16 protein-coding genes are annotated in these 18,605 nt (G+C 37.4%); 15 read left to right on the top strand and 1 reads right to left on the bottom strand.

Translation table 11 applies throughout. The features are described 5' to 3' along the window. Nucleotides 1-7 precede the first annotated feature (7 nt). From purM to purD, 4 genes are read left to right on the top strand one after another with little or no spacing between them, the layout of a single operon-like run. Nucleotides 8-1,027, top strand: a complete 1,020-nt coding sequence (gene purM / locus FFM71_RS10670; RefSeq protein ID WP_137612160.1) for a phosphoribosylformylglycinamidine cyclo-ligase — start codon at nucleotides 8-10, stop codon at nucleotides 1,025-1,027. Continuing rightward, complete coding sequence (gene purN, locus FFM71_RS10665) at nucleotides 1,024-1,608, top strand: phosphoribosylglycinamide formyltransferase (RefSeq protein WP_137612159.1); 585 nt, start codon at nucleotides 1,024-1,026, stop codon at nucleotides 1,606-1,608. The genes purM and purN overlap by 4 nt, the downstream gene beginning before the upstream one ends. Continuing rightward, complete coding sequence (gene purH, locus FFM71_RS10660; RefSeq protein ID WP_137612158.1) at nucleotides 1,605-3,146, top strand: bifunctional phosphoribosylaminoimidazolecarboxamide formyltransferase/IMP cyclohydrolase; 1,542 nt, start codon at nucleotides 1,605-1,607, stop codon at nucleotides 3,144-3,146. Before purN ends, purH begins: the two co-directional genes overlap by 4 nt. Nucleotides 3,147-3,162: 16 nt before the next feature. Further along, entirely contained in the window at nucleotides 3,163-4,419 is a 1,257-nt protein-coding gene (gene purD / locus FFM71_RS10655; protein ID WP_137612157.1) for a phosphoribosylamine--glycine ligase, read from the top strand. A gap of 172 nt (nucleotides 4,420-4,591) precedes the next feature. On the opposite strand, the gene FFM71_RS10650 is transcribed toward purD, so the two are convergent. Beyond that, on the bottom strand, nucleotides 4,592-5,215 hold the full coding sequence (locus tag FFM71_RS10650) for a lysophospholipid acyltransferase family protein (protein WP_137612156.1): 624 nt from the start codon (nucleotides 5,213-5,215) through the stop codon (nucleotides 4,592-4,594). Between the two features lie 62 nt (nucleotides 5,216-5,277). On the opposite strand from FFM71_RS10650, the gene FFM71_RS10645 reads away from it, so the two are divergent. The 11 genes from FFM71_RS10645 (at nucleotide 5,278) to FFM71_RS10600 (ending at nucleotide 18,523) form a co-directional block, all read left to right on the top strand. Next, entirely contained in the window at nucleotides 5,278-6,006 is a 729-nt protein-coding gene (locus tag FFM71_RS10645) for a tRNA1(Val) (adenine(37)-N6)-methyltransferase (RefSeq protein ID WP_137612155.1), read from the top strand. Beyond that, a complete protein-coding gene (locus tag FFM71_RS10640; protein ID WP_137612154.1) occupies nucleotides 5,996-6,277 on the top strand; it encodes a GIY-YIG nuclease family protein in 282 nt (93 codons plus the stop codon). Before FFM71_RS10645 ends, FFM71_RS10640 begins: the two co-directional genes overlap by 11 nt. A 126-nt stretch (nucleotides 6,278-6,403) precedes the next feature. After that, nucleotides 6,404-7,204, top strand: coding sequence for a 30S ribosomal protein S2 (rpsB, locus tag FFM71_RS10635; RefSeq protein ID WP_137612153.1), 801 nt, complete (start codon nucleotides 6,404-6,406; stop codon nucleotides 7,202-7,204). Nucleotides 7,205-7,275: 71 nt separating this feature from the next. Beyond that, a complete protein-coding gene (gene tsf / locus FFM71_RS10630; protein WP_137612152.1) occupies nucleotides 7,276-8,154 on the top strand; it encodes a translation elongation factor Ts in 879 nt (292 codons plus the stop codon). Between the two features lie 173 nt (nucleotides 8,155-8,327). After that, on the top strand, nucleotides 8,328-9,062 hold the full coding sequence (gene pyrH / locus FFM71_RS10625) for a UMP kinase (RefSeq protein ID WP_137612151.1): 735 nt from the start codon (nucleotides 8,328-8,330) through the stop codon (nucleotides 9,060-9,062). Continuing rightward, on the top strand, nucleotides 9,052-9,609 hold the full coding sequence (gene frr / locus FFM71_RS10620; protein WP_137612181.1) for a ribosome recycling factor: 558 nt from the start codon (nucleotides 9,052-9,054) through the stop codon (nucleotides 9,607-9,609). Before pyrH ends, frr begins: the two co-directional genes overlap by 11 nt. Further along, a complete protein-coding gene (gene uppS / locus FFM71_RS13665; protein WP_223876529.1) occupies nucleotides 9,609-10,358 on the top strand; it encodes an undecaprenyl pyrophosphate synthase in 750 nt (249 codons plus the stop codon). The genes frr and uppS overlap by 1 nt, the downstream gene beginning before the upstream one ends. 18 nt (nucleotides 10,359-10,376) lie before the next feature. Then, nucleotides 10,377-11,171, top strand: a complete 795-nt coding sequence (locus tag FFM71_RS13660; protein WP_223876528.1) for a phosphatidate cytidylyltransferase — start codon at nucleotides 10,377-10,379, stop codon at nucleotides 11,169-11,171. Nucleotides 11,172-11,193: 22 nt separating this feature from the next. Then, nucleotides 11,194-12,462: an RIP metalloprotease RseP gene (gene rseP, locus FFM71_RS10610; protein ID WP_137612150.1), complete on the top strand. Its 1,269-nt coding sequence runs from the start codon at nucleotides 11,194-11,196 to the stop codon at nucleotides 12,460-12,462. A 14-nt stretch (nucleotides 12,463-12,476) separates the two neighbouring features. Then, nucleotides 12,477-14,183, top strand: a complete 1,707-nt coding sequence (locus FFM71_RS10605; protein WP_137612149.1) for a proline--tRNA ligase — start codon at nucleotides 12,477-12,479, stop codon at nucleotides 14,181-14,183. Nucleotides 14,184-14,221: 38 nt separating this feature from the next. Continuing rightward, a complete protein-coding gene (locus FFM71_RS10600; RefSeq protein ID WP_137612148.1) occupies nucleotides 14,222-18,523 on the top strand; it encodes a PolC-type DNA polymerase III in 4,302 nt (1,433 codons plus the stop codon). Nucleotides 18,524-18,605: the final 82 nt, after the last annotated feature.

Below are 18,605 nucleotides of genomic sequence, written 5' to 3'. Positions count from 1 at the left end.
GCATTTAATGTCTAATCCCTATCAAGACGCAGGTGTCAACGTCGAATCAGGTTATAAAATTTCTAAATTTGTGAAACAGAATACACACAATGGCAATATTGGTAATTTCGGCGGTGTTTATGAGATTCCCGAAGGCTATAAGCACCCAGTTTTGGTATCAAGTGATGATGGTGTGGGCACTAAATTGCTTTTAACAACTGAAACTAAAAAATGGGATACCATCGGAATCGACTGTGTGGCTATGTGTGTCAACGATATTTTGGCACAAGGAGCAACACCACAATATTTCTTAGACTATATCTCAACTGGTAAAGTTGATAACAAAATTGAAGAAATTCTCAAGGGTGTTATTAGCGGCTGTAATCAAGCAAATGCCAACTTAATTGGGGGTGAGACAGCGGAAATGCCCGGTGTCTATGATGCAAAAGATTACGATATTGCTGGATTTTCAGTAGGTATTTGTGAAAAAGACGACTTATTGAAGAAAGAAAATATTCAAGCTGGTAATGTGTTGATTGGTTTGAAATCAAGTGGGATTCATTCTAATGGCTATTCACTAGTTCGAAAAATTTTCTTTCAGGATCATGAATTAACTGTTGAGAGTGTTTTACCTGAATGCCCGGATCAAACACTTGGTGAAATATTACTGACACCAACAAAGATTTATGTTCAAGATATTGTGCCCTTGTTGGATGAACGTTTGATCAAAGGAATTTCACACATTACTGGTGGTGGGTTCTATGAAAACATTCCGCGGATGTTGCCAGACAATCTGGCTGCTTCAATTAACGTTGATATTTGGCCCAAACTACCAATTTTTGAACTTTTGAAAAAGTATGGTCAATTAGAAATTGCTGATATGTATCACATCTTTAACATGGGTCTAGGAATGGTAATTGCTGTTGATGCTTCAAAAGAGTTGGAAGTTCTAGAACTATTGAATGAAAAAGAAACCATTGCTTATACGATTGGGGAAGTTATCCCTAAATCGGAAGAAAGTTTGATTTTGAAAGGGGATCAGCTATGAAAGTAGCAATTTTTGCCTCTGGAAACGGTAGTAATTTTGAAGCAATTGCTAAGTCGGATGAATTACGGAATGACGGTTTAGAGATTGAATTAGTTGTCTGTGATCAAAAGAACGCTCATGTGATTGAACGGGCTGAAAAATATAATATTCCAGTTTTCGTCAACCAACTGAGTGATTATCCCAATCGTGGCGCGTATGAACAAGCTATCATTGAGAAATTAGAGCCACTTCATATTGAATACATTTTGTTAGCAGGGTATATGCGTGTTGTTACACCAGTTTTATTAGCGGCGTATCCAAACCATATTATCAATATTCATCCATCCTTGTTGCCTAAATTTTCAGGCCTAGAAGCGATCGAACGGGCATTTGAAGCCGGGGATGCAGTGACTGGAGTAACGATTCACTATATTGATGAAGGCGTCGATACAGGTCCAATTATCAAGCAAGAAAAGGTTATCCGTTTGACTAATGATACAGAGGCCAGTTTAGAAGCGAGAATTCACCAAACTGAGCATCAGATGTATCGCCAAGTGATTCTTGATTTACTAAATAAAACAAATGGGGTAGATAAAAAATGAAAAGAGCTCTAATAAGTGTTTCCGATAAAACAGGTGTTGTGGAATTTGCTAAGGGTTTAATTGCCAATGACTTTGAGATTATCTCAACTGGTGGTACATACAAGAAATTACAAGAAAACGGCGTTAAAGTTACTGAAATTGACGAAGTTACTAAATTTCCTGAAATCCTTGATGGTCGTGTTAAAACATTGCATCCAGTAGTTCACGCTGGATTATTGGCTAAACGTGATAATCCTGAACATATGAAAACTTTGGAAAAACTCAATATTCAAACTATCGACCTTGTCTGTGTTAACTTATATCCATTTAAAGAAACAATTTCTAAAGATGGTGTAACACCAGCTGAAGCAATCGAGCAAATCGATATCGGTGGTCCATCAATGATCCGTTCTGCTTCAAAGAATTTCAAGAGCGTTTATGTTGTGATCGATGCGAGCGATTATGAAACTGTTTTGGAAAGTATCAAGTCAGATGAAGATGATACATTACTCAGACGTCGTTTAGCTGCGAAGGCTTTCCGCCATACGGCCGAATATGACAGTATCATTGCTCACTACTTGACAGACCTTAATGGGGATGAATTCCCTGATGTTGAAGTACTTGGTTACGATTATCATCAAGAATTACGTTACGGTGAAAATTCTCATCAAAAGGCTGCTTTCTATCAAAGTGCTATGCCTTCAGCCTATTCAATCGCTTCAGCAAAACAATTACATGGTAAGGAACTTTCATTCAACAATATCAAAGATGCCGATGCAGCCTTAAGAATCGTTTCTGATTTTAGCCAACCTTGTGTTGCTGCTTTGAAGCATATGAATCCATGTGGTGTCGGTGTTGATGACGATTCAATTTATCAAGCATGGCATAAAGCTTATACGGCTGATACAATGTCAGTTTTTGGTGGGATCGTTGCAGTAAATCGTGAAGTTACTAAAGAAATTGCTGAAGAAATGCACAAGATTTTCCTTGAAATAGTTATTGCTCCTAGTTTTACCGATGAGGCTTTGGAAATTTTGGAAGCCAAGAAGAATATTCGTCTGTTGACTCTCGATTTTTCACAAGCACAAGCAGCTGACAAACATGAATATGTTTCCGTTATGGGTGGATTATTAGTCCAAGAACGTGATACAACGGTTGATCAATTGGATGAATTCAAAGTTGTTACTAAAAAAGCTCCAACAGATGAAGAAATGAAGGCATTGTTGTTCGGCCAACAAGTTGTTAAACATGTTAAGAGTAATGCCATTGTTATTACAACAACTGACAAAACTTTGGGAATTGGTGCTGGTCAAATGAATCGTATTGGCTCAGTTAAAATTGCAATCGAACAAGAAGAAAAAGCTGATGCCCACACACCACTTATCATGGCATCTGATGCTTTCTTCCCAATGGACGATTGTGTTCAATATGCTGCTGAACACGGTATTACAGCTATCGTGCAACCAGGTGGCTCAATCAAGGATCAAGATTCAATTGATATGGCTGATAAATTTGGTATTGCAATGGTCTTCACTGGTAGAAGACATTTCAAACACTAAAAGAGGGGGTCTTTTGATGAAAATACTTGTGGTCGGTTCAGGCGCACGTGAAGATGCTATTTGTCAGTCACTACTTAAGAATCCACAAAACGTTGTCTTTTGTGCTCCGGGTAATGATGGGATGAAATTGAATGGTATCAAGACGATTTCGATTGATGAAGATGAATTTTCTCATCTAGCGAATTTTGTTGAAATTAATGAGATCAACTATACGATCGTGGGACCAGAAGATCCATTAGTAAATGGAATTGCCGATTTTTTCAAGAGTCGTAAATTATTGATTTTTGGACCAACTAAAAAGGCTGCACAGATTGAAGGATCGAAGTCGTTTACCAAAAAATTGATGGCAGATGCGGGTATTGCGACTGCAAACTATCAAGAGTTTACTGATTTACAAACTGCTACTGATTTTTTGAAAACAGAAGCTGAATTTCCAATTGTTATAAAAGCTGACGGGTTAGCAGCTGGCAAAGGCGTTTATATTTCTCCTGATCAGGCAGATGCACTCGAGAAAGTTTCGGAATTATTGGATGGCCATAAGTTCAACACTCGTAAAGTTGTAATTGAAGATTTTTTGGAAGGTGAAGAATTTTCACTAATGGCTTTTGTAGACCACAAGCGTTTTTACCCAATGCCATTAGCTCAAGATTACAAAAAAATCTTTGAAGATGACAAAGGACCAAACACTGGTGGAATGGGTGCCGTCTGTCCAGTAGCAAATATCTCTAAAGAAATCGAACAAACAGCTATTGAGACGGTTATTAAGCCATTTGTAAAAGAGCTTTATACTCAAGGTATCAAGTATACTGGTATAATTTATGCTGGTTTGATTTTAACTAAAAGTGGTATTAAGGTAATTGAGTTTAATGCTCGATTCGGTGATCCTGAGACCGAGGTAGTATTGCCTCGACTACAGTCTGATTTGTCAGAAATAATCGAACAAATTCTTCATCATAAAAAGATTAGCGAGATTAACTGGGAAAAGAATGGCTTAAATCTCGGGGTCTTCGCGGTCAGCCAAGGGTATCCAAACAAACAATTGTCAGGTGATCTTGGAAGTACCGATGACTTCAGAAATTGTCCACTGACAACTAATTTTGCCAGTGTTCGCAAAGAGAACCATCGTCTGATCAGTAATGGCGGTCGGTTGTATTTGGTACAAACACAAGCACAAACGCTGTCAGCGTGCCAAAATGTGATTTATCGTGAGTTAGATAAAATGGAACAAAATAATATTTTTTATCGACGTGATATTGGTAAAAACTCGCTTTAATCAAATAAAAAATTAATTTAATAAAAATAATAGCCTCAGAATCCATTAGGATTCTGAGGCTATTTTTGGTATATAATTACTTATTATTGTGTAGTGGTAATTAATAGCTGTTTCTATATGCTACTGCCATTAAAAAATACGCTCAGTTCTGGAAACAAAATGGCATATTTAACTACTTTTTCTTAGGCGGAATATATTCAAAACTTGGATCAATTTCATTGTCGATATCTTTCCAAGCCTGTTCCATATCCTCATTAACTTGTTTAGTTTGTTCGTCGTTTAATTTGGCCTTAAAATCGAAATCAATTTCAGGTCCAATGCCCACGGTGATTTGTTTATGCATCATCAAACCACCAAAAGTTAGAGGCCCCTGATAGACAAAGGGAACTAACGGAGCTTTAGAAAGTTTGGCAATCAATGAAGCACCGCCTTTTAGTTCTTCTGAATAACGTGTTCCAGAAGGGAACATAATTAGAACTCGACCTTCTTTCTTTAAGGCTTTAACTGGGGTTTTGATAGCTGAAGGTCCAGGATGAACTCGATCAACTGGAAAGGCATGTGCATGGACTAAAATGTATCGTAAAATCGGATTTTTAAAGAGTTCTTTTTTAGCCATAAAAGTTGCATCTCGTGGTGCAATGACGAGTGCAAAGAAGATTGGTTCCCACCAGGTACGATGCGGTGCAACCAAAATATAGGGCTTATCAGGTAAATTTTCTTTACCAACTACGTTGAAGTGCCCATTTAGTAAAAATACTAAACCTCTCACTAAAACACGGATAACTTTATAAAACATAAAAATATCATTCTCCCAAAAATAATTTTGACTTATTTAAAATACCATAAAGCAGGTGCAATATGTCGATTAATTCGCAAGATGTAATTTCTAATAGTGGAATTATCATCAATCAGGATAAAGAACTTTATTCATTTAACCTTGACACTATTTTACTCTATAATTTTGCTAAACCAGTAAAAAAAGGTCAAGTTGTTGACCTATGCGCCGGAAATGGGGCCATTGGATTGTCCTTGGCAGCTAAGACGCATGCTCAAATCTATCTAGTGGAAATACAAGAGGAACTCGCCAAATTGTCACAGCAGAGTATTTTGGATAATCACTTAGAAAAACAAGTTCATTCAATTAATGATGATCTAAAAAACGTACAGCAATATTTGGCTCACGATACAATTGACACAATTGTTTGCAATCCGCCTTACTTTAAAATTTCGGATCAGACTGTAATTAAGGATAATCCAGTTTTGGCAATTGCCCGTCATGAGTTAAAAACGGATCTTACCGATATTCTTTCTACTATTAAAATACTGTTAAAAGAAAATTCACATGCATTTGTCGTCTATCGTCCTGAACGTTTAAGTGAACTTTTCACCATTATGACGAAAGAAAAATTACAGCCCAAACGTGTGAGATTCATCAGATCCACTGCTACTAAAGACGCCAACTTAGTTTTATTAGATATTGTCAAAACGGTTAAAGCGGCATCTTTACGTGTTGAACCAGATTTAATTATATATGAAAAAAATCGTCAGTTGACTAAAGAGGCAAGTTTGATCATTAATGGAAAATAAAAAATATTACGTTTATATGTTGCTCTGCAATGACAAAACCTTTTATACTGGTACCAGCAATAACGTTGAAAAGCGTGTTGCGACTCACAATGCAGGCAAGGGTGCTAAATATACTAAAATCAGGCGTCCTGTTAAATTAATGTATTCCGAAGAACTGGCTGACAAATCAGCAGCCTTGAAGCGAGAAATCGCAATTAAGAAGCTAAGTCGTCAACAAAAAATCACTTTATTAAAAAGTAACGGAATAAATTGGCAAGACTACTTGATTTAATGATGATTTTCCCATATAATATTTACCTGTATTGAATACACACACTCAACGATTTGATTGATGGTGCGCGCAAGCGTTTCAGTCAGACATGACTTGAGTGGAGGTAAAAACCAGGAGGAACTATTTATGTCAGTTATTTCTATGAAACAATTGCTCGAAGCCGGTGTACATTTTGGCCACCAAACAAGACGCTGGAACCCTAAGATGAAGCCATTTATCTTTACACAAAGAAATGGTATTTACATCATTGATTTACAAAAGACTGTTCGCATGATTGACGATGCTTACAACTATATGAAGGCTGTTGCCGGTGATAACGGAATTTTCCTATTCGTTGGTACAAAGAAGCAAGCTCAAGACGCTGTTGCTGAAGAAGCTACACGTGCAGGTCAATATTACGTTAACCATCGTTGGTTAGGTGGTACTTTGACTAACTGGAACACAATCCAAAAACGTATCAAGAGATTAAAGGAAATCAAGGCTATGGCCACTGATGGTACTTTTGAACGTCTACCTAAGAAAGAAGTTGCTTTGCTTACAAAGCAACAAGCTAAGTTAGAGAAGTTCCTTGGTGGTATCGAAGATATGCCAAGAATCCCTGATGTTATGTTCATCGTTGACCCTCACAAGGAAAACATTGCTGTTAATGAAGCAAAGAAGCTTAATATTCCTATCGTAGCTATGGTTGATACAAATACAGATCCAGATCCTATTGATGTTATCATTCCTTCAAATGATGATGCTATCCGTGCCGTAAGATTGATTACTGCTAAGATGGCTGACGCTATCGTTGAAGGCAAGCAAGGTGAAGAAGCTGTTTCTGATGCTGACTTTGCTGACAAGAAAGATGACAACAAGACAGACGCTGCTGATGACAAGTCAATTGAAGATTTGGCAAACGCAACAAACAATAACGATAATAAATAATTAAAATAATATCCGTAAAATAGAGTCATCTGAGTAAGATGGCTTTATTTATACGACTGGAGGATTTACGAATGGCTAAAATTACTGCTGCTCAAGTTAAAGAATTACGTGATAAGACAAGCGTTGGTATGATGGATGCTAAAAAGGCATTGGTTTCTGCTGATGGAGACATGGACAAAGCTGTTGACTTGTTAAGAGAAAAAGGTATTGCTAAGGCTGCTAAGAAGAGTGGAAACATTGCTGCTGAAGGTTTAACACATATCGAAATCTCAGGTAACAAGGCTGCTATCATCGAAGTTAACTCAGAAACAGATTTTGTTTCATCAAATGATAAGTTTATCAATCTTGTTAACTCAGTTGGTAAAGCTATTGTTGAAAACGAACCAAAGACTATGGACGAAGCATTAGCTTTAAGTCTTGGTGAAGGTTCAGTTAACGACGCTATCACAGGCTTAACAGCTGTTATCGGTGAAAAAATCAGCTTGAGACGTTTCCAAGTTCTTGATAAGACTGATGCACAAGTATTTGGTTCATACCTACATAATGGTGGCCTAATTGGTGCTATTGTTACTCTTGAAGGTACAGACGAAGATGCTGCTAAGGATGTTGCTATGCACGTTGCTGCTATCAACCCTAAGTACATGAGTCGTGAACAAGTTCCTGCTGATGTTCTTGAACATGAAAAGGCTATCTTTACTGAAGAAACAAAAGCTGAAGGTAAACCTGAAAAAATCATTCCAAGAATCGTTGAAGGCCGTTTGAACAAATACTTGTCAGAAATTAGTTTGGCTGATCAAGAGTTTGTTAAGGATTCAGATATGACTGTTCAACAATTCGTTGATTCAAAGAACAGTAAATTAATTTCATACGTTCGTTACGAAGTCGGCGAAGGAATCGAAAAGAAACAAGAAGATTTCGCTGAAGAAGTAAAGAACCAAATGAACAACTAATAAATTTATTTATTTTTGAGAAAGGTCGCTTAATTCAATTTTTTGAATTAAACGACCTTTTCTTTGTATAAAGGGTTGTAACCGAGCGTTTTTTATTTAAAAATAGTGAATAGATAATTTTAGTGTAGCGAATATGTTAAAATATTTAGTAGCAAAATTAAAGGAGAGTACTTATGCCTGATATCAAGTATAAAAGAGTAATTTTAAAAGTTTCTGGAGAAGCATTAGCTGGAGAAAAGGGATTTGGTATTAACCCCCCAGTTATCAAAAAAATAGCTGAACAAATTAAGAGTGTTCACGACTTAGGTGTTCAAGTAGCTATCGTTTGTGGTGGTGGTAATATTTGGCGCGGAGAAACAGGTGCTGAAATGGGTATGGATCGTGCTCAAGCTGATTACATGGGTATGATGGCCACTGTTATGAATGGTTTGGCCCTACAAGATGGACTAGAGCATATTGGTGTCCCAACACGCGTTCAAACTTCTATTGAGATGCGTCAAGTTGCTGAACCATATATTAGAAGAAAGGCTATCAGACACCTTGAAAAAGGTCGTGTAGTTATCTTTGCTGGTGGTACTGGTAATCCTTACTTCTCAACTGATACAACTTCAGTCTTGCGTGCAGCTGAAATCGAAGCTGACGTTATTTTAATGGCTAAGAACAATGTTGATGGTGTATACTCAGCTGATCCTAAGAAAGATCCAAATGCTAAGAAGTATTCAGAATTGACACAACTTGATATTATTAATAAGAATCTCGGTGTTATGGATACAACAGCTTCATCATTGTCAATGGATAACAATATTCCATTGATCGTATTCAACTTGAATAAGCCTGAAAATATTAAAAAGGTTGTTCAAGGTGAAAATATCGGAACAATTATAAAGGGTGGTAATGATGACAAATAAAGCTATTTCCAAAGCTAAAGAAAACATGAAGAAGTCAACTGAGGTTTTAAACCGTGAATTGGCTAACATCCGTGCTGGTAAAGCTAACGCTTCAATTTTGAGTAATGTAATGGTTTCATACTATGGTAGTGATGTTCCTTTGAACCAAGTTGCCTCAATCAATATTCCTGAAGCACGTGTTCTTTTGATCACACCTTATGACAAATCATCACTAGATGACATTGAACATGCTATCAACTCATCAGACCTTGGTTTGAATCCAGCTAATGATGGTAGTGTTATTCGTTTGGTTATCCCACAACTTACTGGTGAACGCAGACAAGAAATTGCTAAGCAAGTTGGTAAAGAGGCCGAGGGTGGTCGTATTGCTGTTAGAAACGTTCGTCGTGAAGCTATGGACGATTTAAAGAAGCAACAAAAGGCTAGCGATATTACTGAAGATGAATTCCATACATTGGAAAAAGATGTTCAAAAAGTGACTGACGATGCAATTGCAGAAATTGACAAGTTGGCCGCAGCCAAAGAAAAAGAAATCACTGAAGGTTAATCTCGATGGCAGAGGATAATAAGAGACAATTGGATCCTGAAATATCTGTTCCTAAGCACATTGCAATTATTATGGACGGCAATGGTCGTTGGGCTAAAGAAAAAGGTCAACCACGTATTGCTGGACATAAAGAAGGCATGAATAATGTCAAAACGATTGCAACAGCAGCCAGTCATTTGGGAGTAAAGGTTTTGAGTCTCTATGCATTTTCAACGGAGAATTGGAGCCGACCAAGCAAAGAAGTCAACTTCTTGATGCGTTTGCCAGTAGATTTTTTTGGAACATTTATGCCCGATTTGATAAAAGAAAATATTAAAGTAATGGTAACTGGATTTACGGATCATTTACCAGACAGAACTAGAAAAGTTGTATTAAAGGCAGTTGAGGACACAAAGGATAATACTGGAATGATCCTCAACTTTGCCTTTAATTATGGTGGTCGTGCTGAAATTGTGCATGCTGCTAAAAGTTTGGCAATCGAGGCAGTTGATGGTTCAATTGATCCAGAGAAAATCGATGACTCGATGTTTGAAAATCATTTATTGACTGGTCAACTTGGAGATTTGGCTGACCCTGACCTTTTGATCAGAACAAGTGGCGAAGAAAGAATCTCTAACTTTATGTTGTGGCAATTAGCTTATTCAGAAATGATTTTTGATAAAGCATATTGGCCTAACTATACAGTTGATAATTTGATTGAGGATATTAAAGAATTTGACAGACGAGATCGTCGATACGGTTCTGTTTAGTTAGTTTGGGGGAAAATTATGAGACAACGTGTAATCACTGCTGTTATTGCTCTAGCAATCTTTATTCCCATATTGCTTGCTGGTGGAGTGTGGCTTGAAGTTGCTGCGGTAGCTTTAGCTGCAGTTGGTGTATTTGAAGTTTATATCATGCGTAAAAGAATCATCGTTTCAATGGACTTTTTGGTAACTATTTTAGGAACATTGGCCTTAGTTGTGCCTGATGCTTTTTACAATGGTTGGTTCCCAAAAAGTTTCACACGGTTAGATTTGTTTTATGTGTTCTCGATTATCCTATTGATCATTACAGTTTTAACTAAAAACAAATTTAACTTTGAGGATGCCGGTGTGTCAGCTGTATCGATGCTTTATATTGGTACTGGTTTCCATTACTTGGCAGCCGTTAGAAATTCAGCTCCTGGTCTAGGTCTTTTGATGTATGCCTTAATTGTTGTTTGGTCAACTGATATTTTTGCTTATACTTTTGGTAGAAAAATTGGTAAACACAAATTGTGGCCTTCAATTAGTCCTAACAAAACTTGGGAAGGTACCATTGCTGGAATTATCATGGCTTTGATTCTTTCCGGTGTCTACATGTATTTTGTTCCACAAGAGTATTCAATGACAACAATGTTGATGATTGCTTTTGTGCTCTCAATTATGGGACAAATGGGTGACTTGATTGAGTCTGCCTATAAGAGATTTTATAAAGTGAAAGATTCCGGAAATATCCTTCCAGGTCATGGTGGGATTTTGGATCGTTTCGATAGCATGTTGATCGTGCTACCTTTGTTACACATTTTTGGTTTAGTATAAACAACAGCTAGTGGAGGTTAAAATGACCGCGATAATTACATTTATAATCGTTTTTGGAATCTTAGTGGTCGTTCATGAATTTGGACACTATTATGCAGCAAAAAAATCCGGAATTTTAGTTCGGGAATTTTCTGTTGGAATGGGTCCTAAAATTGTGGCATACAGAAAAAATCATACGACATACACCTTGAGACTTTTGCCTTTGGGTGGTTATGTTCGAATGGCTGGTGCTCAGGAAGATGACTCTGAGATTCAACCCGGAACTATGTCATCTTTAGTATTGAATGATGACGACAAAGTAACAAAAATAATAACTTCAAGTAAAGTTTATGATGCAAACGCGGTTCCAGTTCAAATCTCAAAAGCTGACCTTGTCGATGATTTAATCATTGAAGGATACGAAAACGGCGACGAGTCTGTCACCAAAAAATATTCAGTTGATCATGATGCAACGATTGTTGAAGAGGACGGAACTGAGGTTCAAATCGCTCCTCGTGATGTACAATTGCAATCAGTTTCTGTTTGGAAACGAATGATCACCAACTTTGCTGGTCCATTCAATAACTTTATCTTGGCTATCGTAGCAGCCATTCTTGCGGCTTTTATGATGGGTTCAGTTGGTACTGGCACTAATCAACTAGGCGGAGTTCAAAATAACTCTGTGGCTCAAAAAGCTGGGTTAAAGGCGAATGATAAGATTCTTAGCGTTAACGGGAAGAAAACGAACTCTTGGGCTACTTTGACTGAGAGTATTCAAAATAATCCTGGTAAAAGAGTAACGTTAAATGTTCAAGATGGTAAAAAAACTGAACAAATTAAATTAACTCCCAAGACAGTAAAACAATCAGGTCAAAGTTATGGCATGATTGGAATTACCGCTAAATTAGATTCATCTGTCCTTGGTAAGATTAAATATGGATTTACGTATAGCTGGAGCACCTCATTAACAATTTTTCACGCCTTAGGCAAGATGGTTTCCGGTGGCTTTAATATTAATCAGTTGTCAGGTCCAGTTGGGATTTATTCAATGACTTCCAAAGTGGCCTCAACAGGATTGATCAATATTATTTTGTTCACATCAATGTTATCGATGAATTTGGGGATTGTTAACTTGATACCTATCCCAGCCTTAGATGGTGGAAAAATCTTATTAAATATCGTGGAAGCAATTAGAAGAAAGCCAATTCCTGAACAGTATGAAAATGTTATCACCTTGATAGGTGTCGGAATTTTGGTACTACTGATGGTTGCTGTAACATGGAATGATATCCAGCGTTTCTTTATAAAATAGGGGGATAAAAGAACTTGAAACAATCAAAATTATATATTCCAACACTAAAACAAACTCCTTCAGATGCTGAAGCAGTCAGTCACCAATTAATGTTGAGAGCGGGATACATCAGACAGGTTTCTGCCGGTGTATACGCTTACTTGCCATTAGCTTGGTCAGTAATTCGTAAACTTGAGGATTTAATGCGCAAAGAAATGGGCAAAATTGACGCTGTTGAAATGCAGATGCCAGCAATTTTGCCAGCTGATTTGTGGAAAGAAAGTGGTCGTTACGAAACATATGGCGACAATCTTTTCAAGATGAAGGATCGTCACGAAAGGGAATTTGTTTTAGGACCTACCCACGAAGAAACATTTACGAGTGTGGTTAAGGAAGGCTTGAACAGTTACAAGAAATTGCCACTTGTTTTATATCAAATGCAGATGAAGTATCGTGATGAAGATCGTCCTCGTTATGGATTGTTACGTGGTCGTGAATTCTTGATGAAGGATGCATATTCATTTACAGCTAATAAAGAACAACTGGATGTTGTTTTCAATCAAATGGAACAAGCTTACCGTAATATTTTTGATGCATGTGGCTTGAACTATCGTTCAATTATTGGTGATGCTGGAGCTATGGGCGGAACTGATTCGAAGGAATTTTCTGCTATTGCCCCTATCGGTGAAGATACGATTGCATATTCTGATGAATCAGATTATTCTGCTAATTTGGAAATGGCTGCAAGTAAGATGGATGAGAATCCTACTGAAGAAAAGAAATCTGTTGAAGAAGTAGACACGCCAAATGTTCACACAATTGATACATTAGCTGCACTTCTAAAAGTTGAACCCGCAAGAATCATGAAGGCCGTAGCTTACATGGCTGACGACGAACCAGTAATGGTTATGATTCGTGGCGATTACGAAGCTAATGATGTTAAAATTAAAAACTATTTAGGTGCAGACTTCCTACGAGAAGCTACTCCTGATGAAGTCAAAGATGTTTTCCACAGTGTGCCCGGATTTATCGGACCTAAGGGTATCGATGACAAGGTTAAGGTATTGTTTGACAGTTCACTTGTTGGTTTGACTAACTTCGTTGTTGGTCCTAACAAAGAAGACCGTCACTTTATCAATGCTAATTTTGAGGATATTACTGATGAAATGCCCGAATTTAGAGATTTCCGTGTTATCAAAGAGGGAGAAACTTCTCCGGATGGTCATGGTCATATCAAATTTACTCGTGGTATTGAAATTGGTCATATTTTCAAATTGGGTACTAAGTTCTCTAAAGCACTCGGTGCTAACTTCTTGGATGAAAATGGTAAATCAAATCCATTGATTATGGGGTGTTACGGAATTGGTATTTCAAGATTGCTCTCTGCAATTATTGAACAACACAGTGATGAAAATGGTATCATTTGGCCAGCACAATTGGCTCCTTACCAAATTCACGTTGTTCCAATCAAGTACAATGATGATGTTCAAGGAAAATTAAGTGACGAACTCGTAACATTGTTGCAAGATGAAGGTTATGATGTTTTACTTGATGATCGTAAAGAACGTCCCGGTGTTAAATTTGCAGACTCTGATTTAATGGGTATTCCTATTCGAATCACTGTTGGTAAAAAAGCCGCCGATAATATTGTGGAGCTTAAGATTAGAAGTACTGGCGAAACAATTGAAGTAAGTAAAGATGAATTAGTAAATTCAGTAAAAATATTGCTTAAGAATCAGTAATGAGGCTTAGGCCTTTTTTTATTTTTGAAGGGTAGAATATGTCAGATACAAAACAACTTTTTGAAATACTTGTTAAGCAAATTAAATTAGATAGTCTCTTAAATTCAACTGATTCCTTTGCTGACGGAAAATTGAGTAAGCTAGAGGTTCATAAGAGTAGTAAGCGTTGGACGTTCTTTTTTGAGTTCACAGACGTATTACCATTCGATGAATTTTTGACTTTTGTCAAAGCTCTGAAAGCTAGTTTTGATGGAATTGCTCAAATTAATTTTGAGATAACTACCACCAGAGCTGAGTTAAGGGAAAAAGATATTAAGGATTATTGGAATTATGTTTTAAATGATTGTGGTGTAAATTCACCAATGGTTATTAGCCGAATTAGTCAAACACCGCCTTATATGGATGATGGACACGTCTTTTTTGATGTCTCAAATGATTTTATGGCCGGAGTGATCGATGGTAATTTGTTGAATGGACTACAGGCCGAGTACAGCAGTCTTGGTTTCCCTGACTTTAAGATTCGAACTAATATCGACCAGAATAAGTCACAAGAAAAAGAAGCTGCTATGAAGGCCGCTGCGGCTGAGAAGGCTAAGGAGTTTCAAGCTAAAGCCAAGGAAGTCAGTGAGAAGAAGGCCGCCAAACCGGTTGGAAATGTTTCTAAAGTTGGACGCAAGATTCCTAATGATCAAGAAATAACCCAAATGGTTGATATTATTGAAGAAGATCGTGGCAAGGCTGTTGAGGGATACGTCTTTGATATTGACGTCCGTAAGCTTAAATCTGGTCGGTCACTGTTGATTTTGAAAGTAACTGATTACACATCATCGTTCAGTATCAAGAAGTTTTCAAATGGTGAAGATGATGAAGCTTTCTTTGATTCATTGGATACCGGTGCTTGGATCAGAGTTCGTGGTAGTGTGCAAGAGGATAATTTCTCACGTGAATTGGTTATTATGGCTCAGGATATTAACATCATTAAGCATGAATCGAGACAAGATACTGCTGAAGAGGGTAATAAACGAATCGAATTTCATGCACATACTAATATGAGTCAGATGGATGCTATTCCTAGTGCAACTGATTTGATCAAACGTGCTAGTGATTGGGGTCAAACAGGAATTGCTATTACCGACCATCGGGCTTTGCAGGCCTTCCCAGAAGCGTATAATGCCGGTAAAAAGTTCGGAGTTAAGATTGCCTATGGTGTTGAAATTGATTTAGTTGATGAAGGTAATCCAATTGCCTATAACTTACGAGATCAAAAACTCGAAGGGTCTGAATATGTGATCTTCGATACTGAAACAACAGGTTTATCGGCCGTTTATGATTCTATTATTGAAATTGGTGCTACCAAGATGAAGGATGGCGAAGTTATTGACCGATTTGATAAATTTATCAATCCAGGTCATCCGTTATCCGAAATCACTACCAATTTGACTAGTATCACAACTGAAATGGTTGAGAATGAGCCTGATGAAAATGTTATTGTTGGCGAATTTATGGACTTTATCGGTGATGATATTCTAGTTGGACACAATGTTACCTTTGATATGGGCTTTATGAATGCCGCTTTGACTCGTATGGGACGTGAACGTTTAGCAATGCCGGTTATCGATACTTTGGAAATGTCACGAACATTGCATTCCGAATACCGCAATCATAAGTTGGATTCATTAGCCAAACGCTACAATATTGTTTTGGAACATCACCATAGAGCTGATTCTGATGCTGAGACGACTGGTTATTTGATGTACAAGTTGTTCGCTGAATTAGAAGATAAATTTGGTAGCAACAATGTGGAACAATTAAACGATAATATTGGTGGAGAAGAAGCTTATAAACAAGCTCGTCCAACACATGCAGTCTTGATTGCTAAAACACAGGCTGGTTTGAAAAACATGTTTAAAATCGTGTCCTATTCAATGACACAATATTATTACCGGACAGCTCGTGTACCAAGACGTATGTTGAATAAATATCGTGAGGGTATTATCGTCGGGTCAGCTTGTGAGAATGGTGAAGTTTTTACGAGTATGATGCAAAAAGGTTATGACGATACACGTGAATTGGCACAATATTATGATTATTTGGAAGTCATGCCACGATCTTTATACCAACACTTGATTGATATTAAGATTATTAAAGACGAAAACGCTTTGAAAGAAATTTTAAAGAATATTGTCAAGTTGGGTAAGGAATTGAATAAGCCGGTTCTTGCAACAGGGGATGTTCATTATTTGGACGAACACGACAAAGTTTACCGTGACATCGTTATCAAGGCGGTTAAGAGTAACGCTTTAGGACGTCGTCCCGAATTGCCTGATGTTCAATTCAGAACAACCAATGAAATGTTTGATGAATTTGATTACATGGATGAAGCAACTGAACAAGAAATTATAGTTGATAATCCAAAGAAAATTATGGACTCTCTTGATGATATCTCCCCGGTTAAAGATAAGCTTTATACTCCAAAGATGGAGGGTGCCGAGGATGAAATTAAGAACTTGACCTTGAACAAAGCCCATGAACTCTATGGTGATCCACTACCTGAAATTGTTCAGGAACGGATGGATAAAGAACTGAAGAGTATTATCGGGAATGGTTTCTCGGTTATTTATTTGATTTCTCAACGTTTAGTTTATAAGTCCAACAAAGACGGATATTTGGTTGGTTCTCGTGGTTCCGTTGGTTCTAGTTTCGTTGCTACCATGACTGGAATTACTGAAGTTAATCCTTTGCCACCACATTATCGTTGTCCTAAATGTAAGTATTCTGAATTCTTTACTAAAGGTGAAGTTGGTTCAGGATATGATTTACCTGATAAAAATTGTCCTAAATGTGGGACTGAATTAGAAAAAGATGGTCAGGATATTCCGTTCGAAACTTTCCTTGGTTTTAAAGGTGATAAGGTCCCTGATATTGATTTGAACTTCTCAGGTGACTACCAACCAGTAGCGCATAATTATACGAAAGTATTGTTTGGTGAAGATCACGTGTTCCGTGCTGGTACTATCGGTACGATTGCCGATCGAACAGCATTTGGTTACGTGAAGAATTATCAAGAGCTAACTGGTAAAAATCTCCGTAATGCTGAAGTTGAACGTTTAGCTATTGGTTCCACTGGTGTTAAGCGAACGACAGGTCAACATCCGGCCGGAATCATTGTTGTTCCTGATTACATGGACATCTTTGATTTCACACCTATTCAGTTTCCAGCTGATGATCAGTCGGCTCTTTGGAAGACAACTCACTTTGATTTCCATTCAATCCATGATAATATTTTAAAACTTGATATTTTGGGACATGATGATCCTACGATGATTCGTATGTTACAAGATTTGTCAGGAATAGACCCTAAGACATTGCCCGTTAAAGATCCTGAAGTTATGGAGCTTTTCAGAAGCACTGATTCTCTGGGAGTTACGCCGGAACAAATCTTTTCAAAGACTGGTACATTAGGCGTTCCAGAATTCGGTACGCGTTTTGTTCGAGGCATGCTTGAAAAAACTCATCCAACAACATTTGCTGAATTGCTGCAAATCTCAGGACTTTCACATGGTACTGACGTGTGGTTAGGAAATGCAGAAGAGTTGATTGATAAAGGTATTGTTACTCTGAAGGAAGTTATCGGTTGTCGTGATAATATCATGATGGATTTGATCCACTATGGTATGGATTCACAGATGGCTTTCCAAATTATGGAGCATGTTCGTAAGGGACGTGGTATTCCTGATGACTGGAAGCAAGCCATGAAGGATGCTGAAGTTCCGGATTGGTACATTGATTCTTGTTTGAAAATCAAGTACATGTTCCCTCGAGCCCATGCAACGGCTTACATTATCATGGCACTTCGAATTGCTTACTTTAAAGTTCACTATCCACTTTATTATTACAGTGCTTACTTCACAGTTCGTGCTGATGATTTTGACCTTGTTTCGATGACAACTGGTAAAGACGCCGTCAAATCAGCGATGAAGGCTATCAATGATAAAGGGATGGACGCTTCAACAAAAGAAAAGAATTTGTTGACTGTATTAGAATTAGCTAATGAATGTTTAGAACGTGGCTTTAAAATCAAGATGGTAGATATCGAAAAATCCGATGCGTTTGAGTTCAAGATTATTGATGATAAAACACTTTTAGCACCATTCAATGCCATTCCTGGTCTGGGCGATAACGTTGCTAAACAAATCATTGCTGCTCGTGAAGAAAAACCGTTTTTATCTAAACAAGATTTGAGTACACGTGGTAAGGTTTCGAAGACAGTTATTGAATATATGACTGAAAATCATGCATTAGATGGGATGCCTGAAGAAAATCAACTATCATTATTCTAGTTATGGTTGTTATAAGTTGATTTAAATAGTAATATATGTTAAATTAACTACTAGTTAATTATTGATTAATGAGTGAGCAGAG

The sequence above is a fragment of the Companilactobacillus huachuanensis genome (assembly GCF_005404815.1).
Taxonomy (GTDB): Bacteria; Bacillota; Bacilli; order Lactobacillales; family Lactobacillaceae; genus Companilactobacillus; species Companilactobacillus huachuanensis.
The sequence above is the reverse complement of the archived record's forward strand: the minus strand, read 5'-3'. Positions and strand labels throughout refer to the sequence as shown.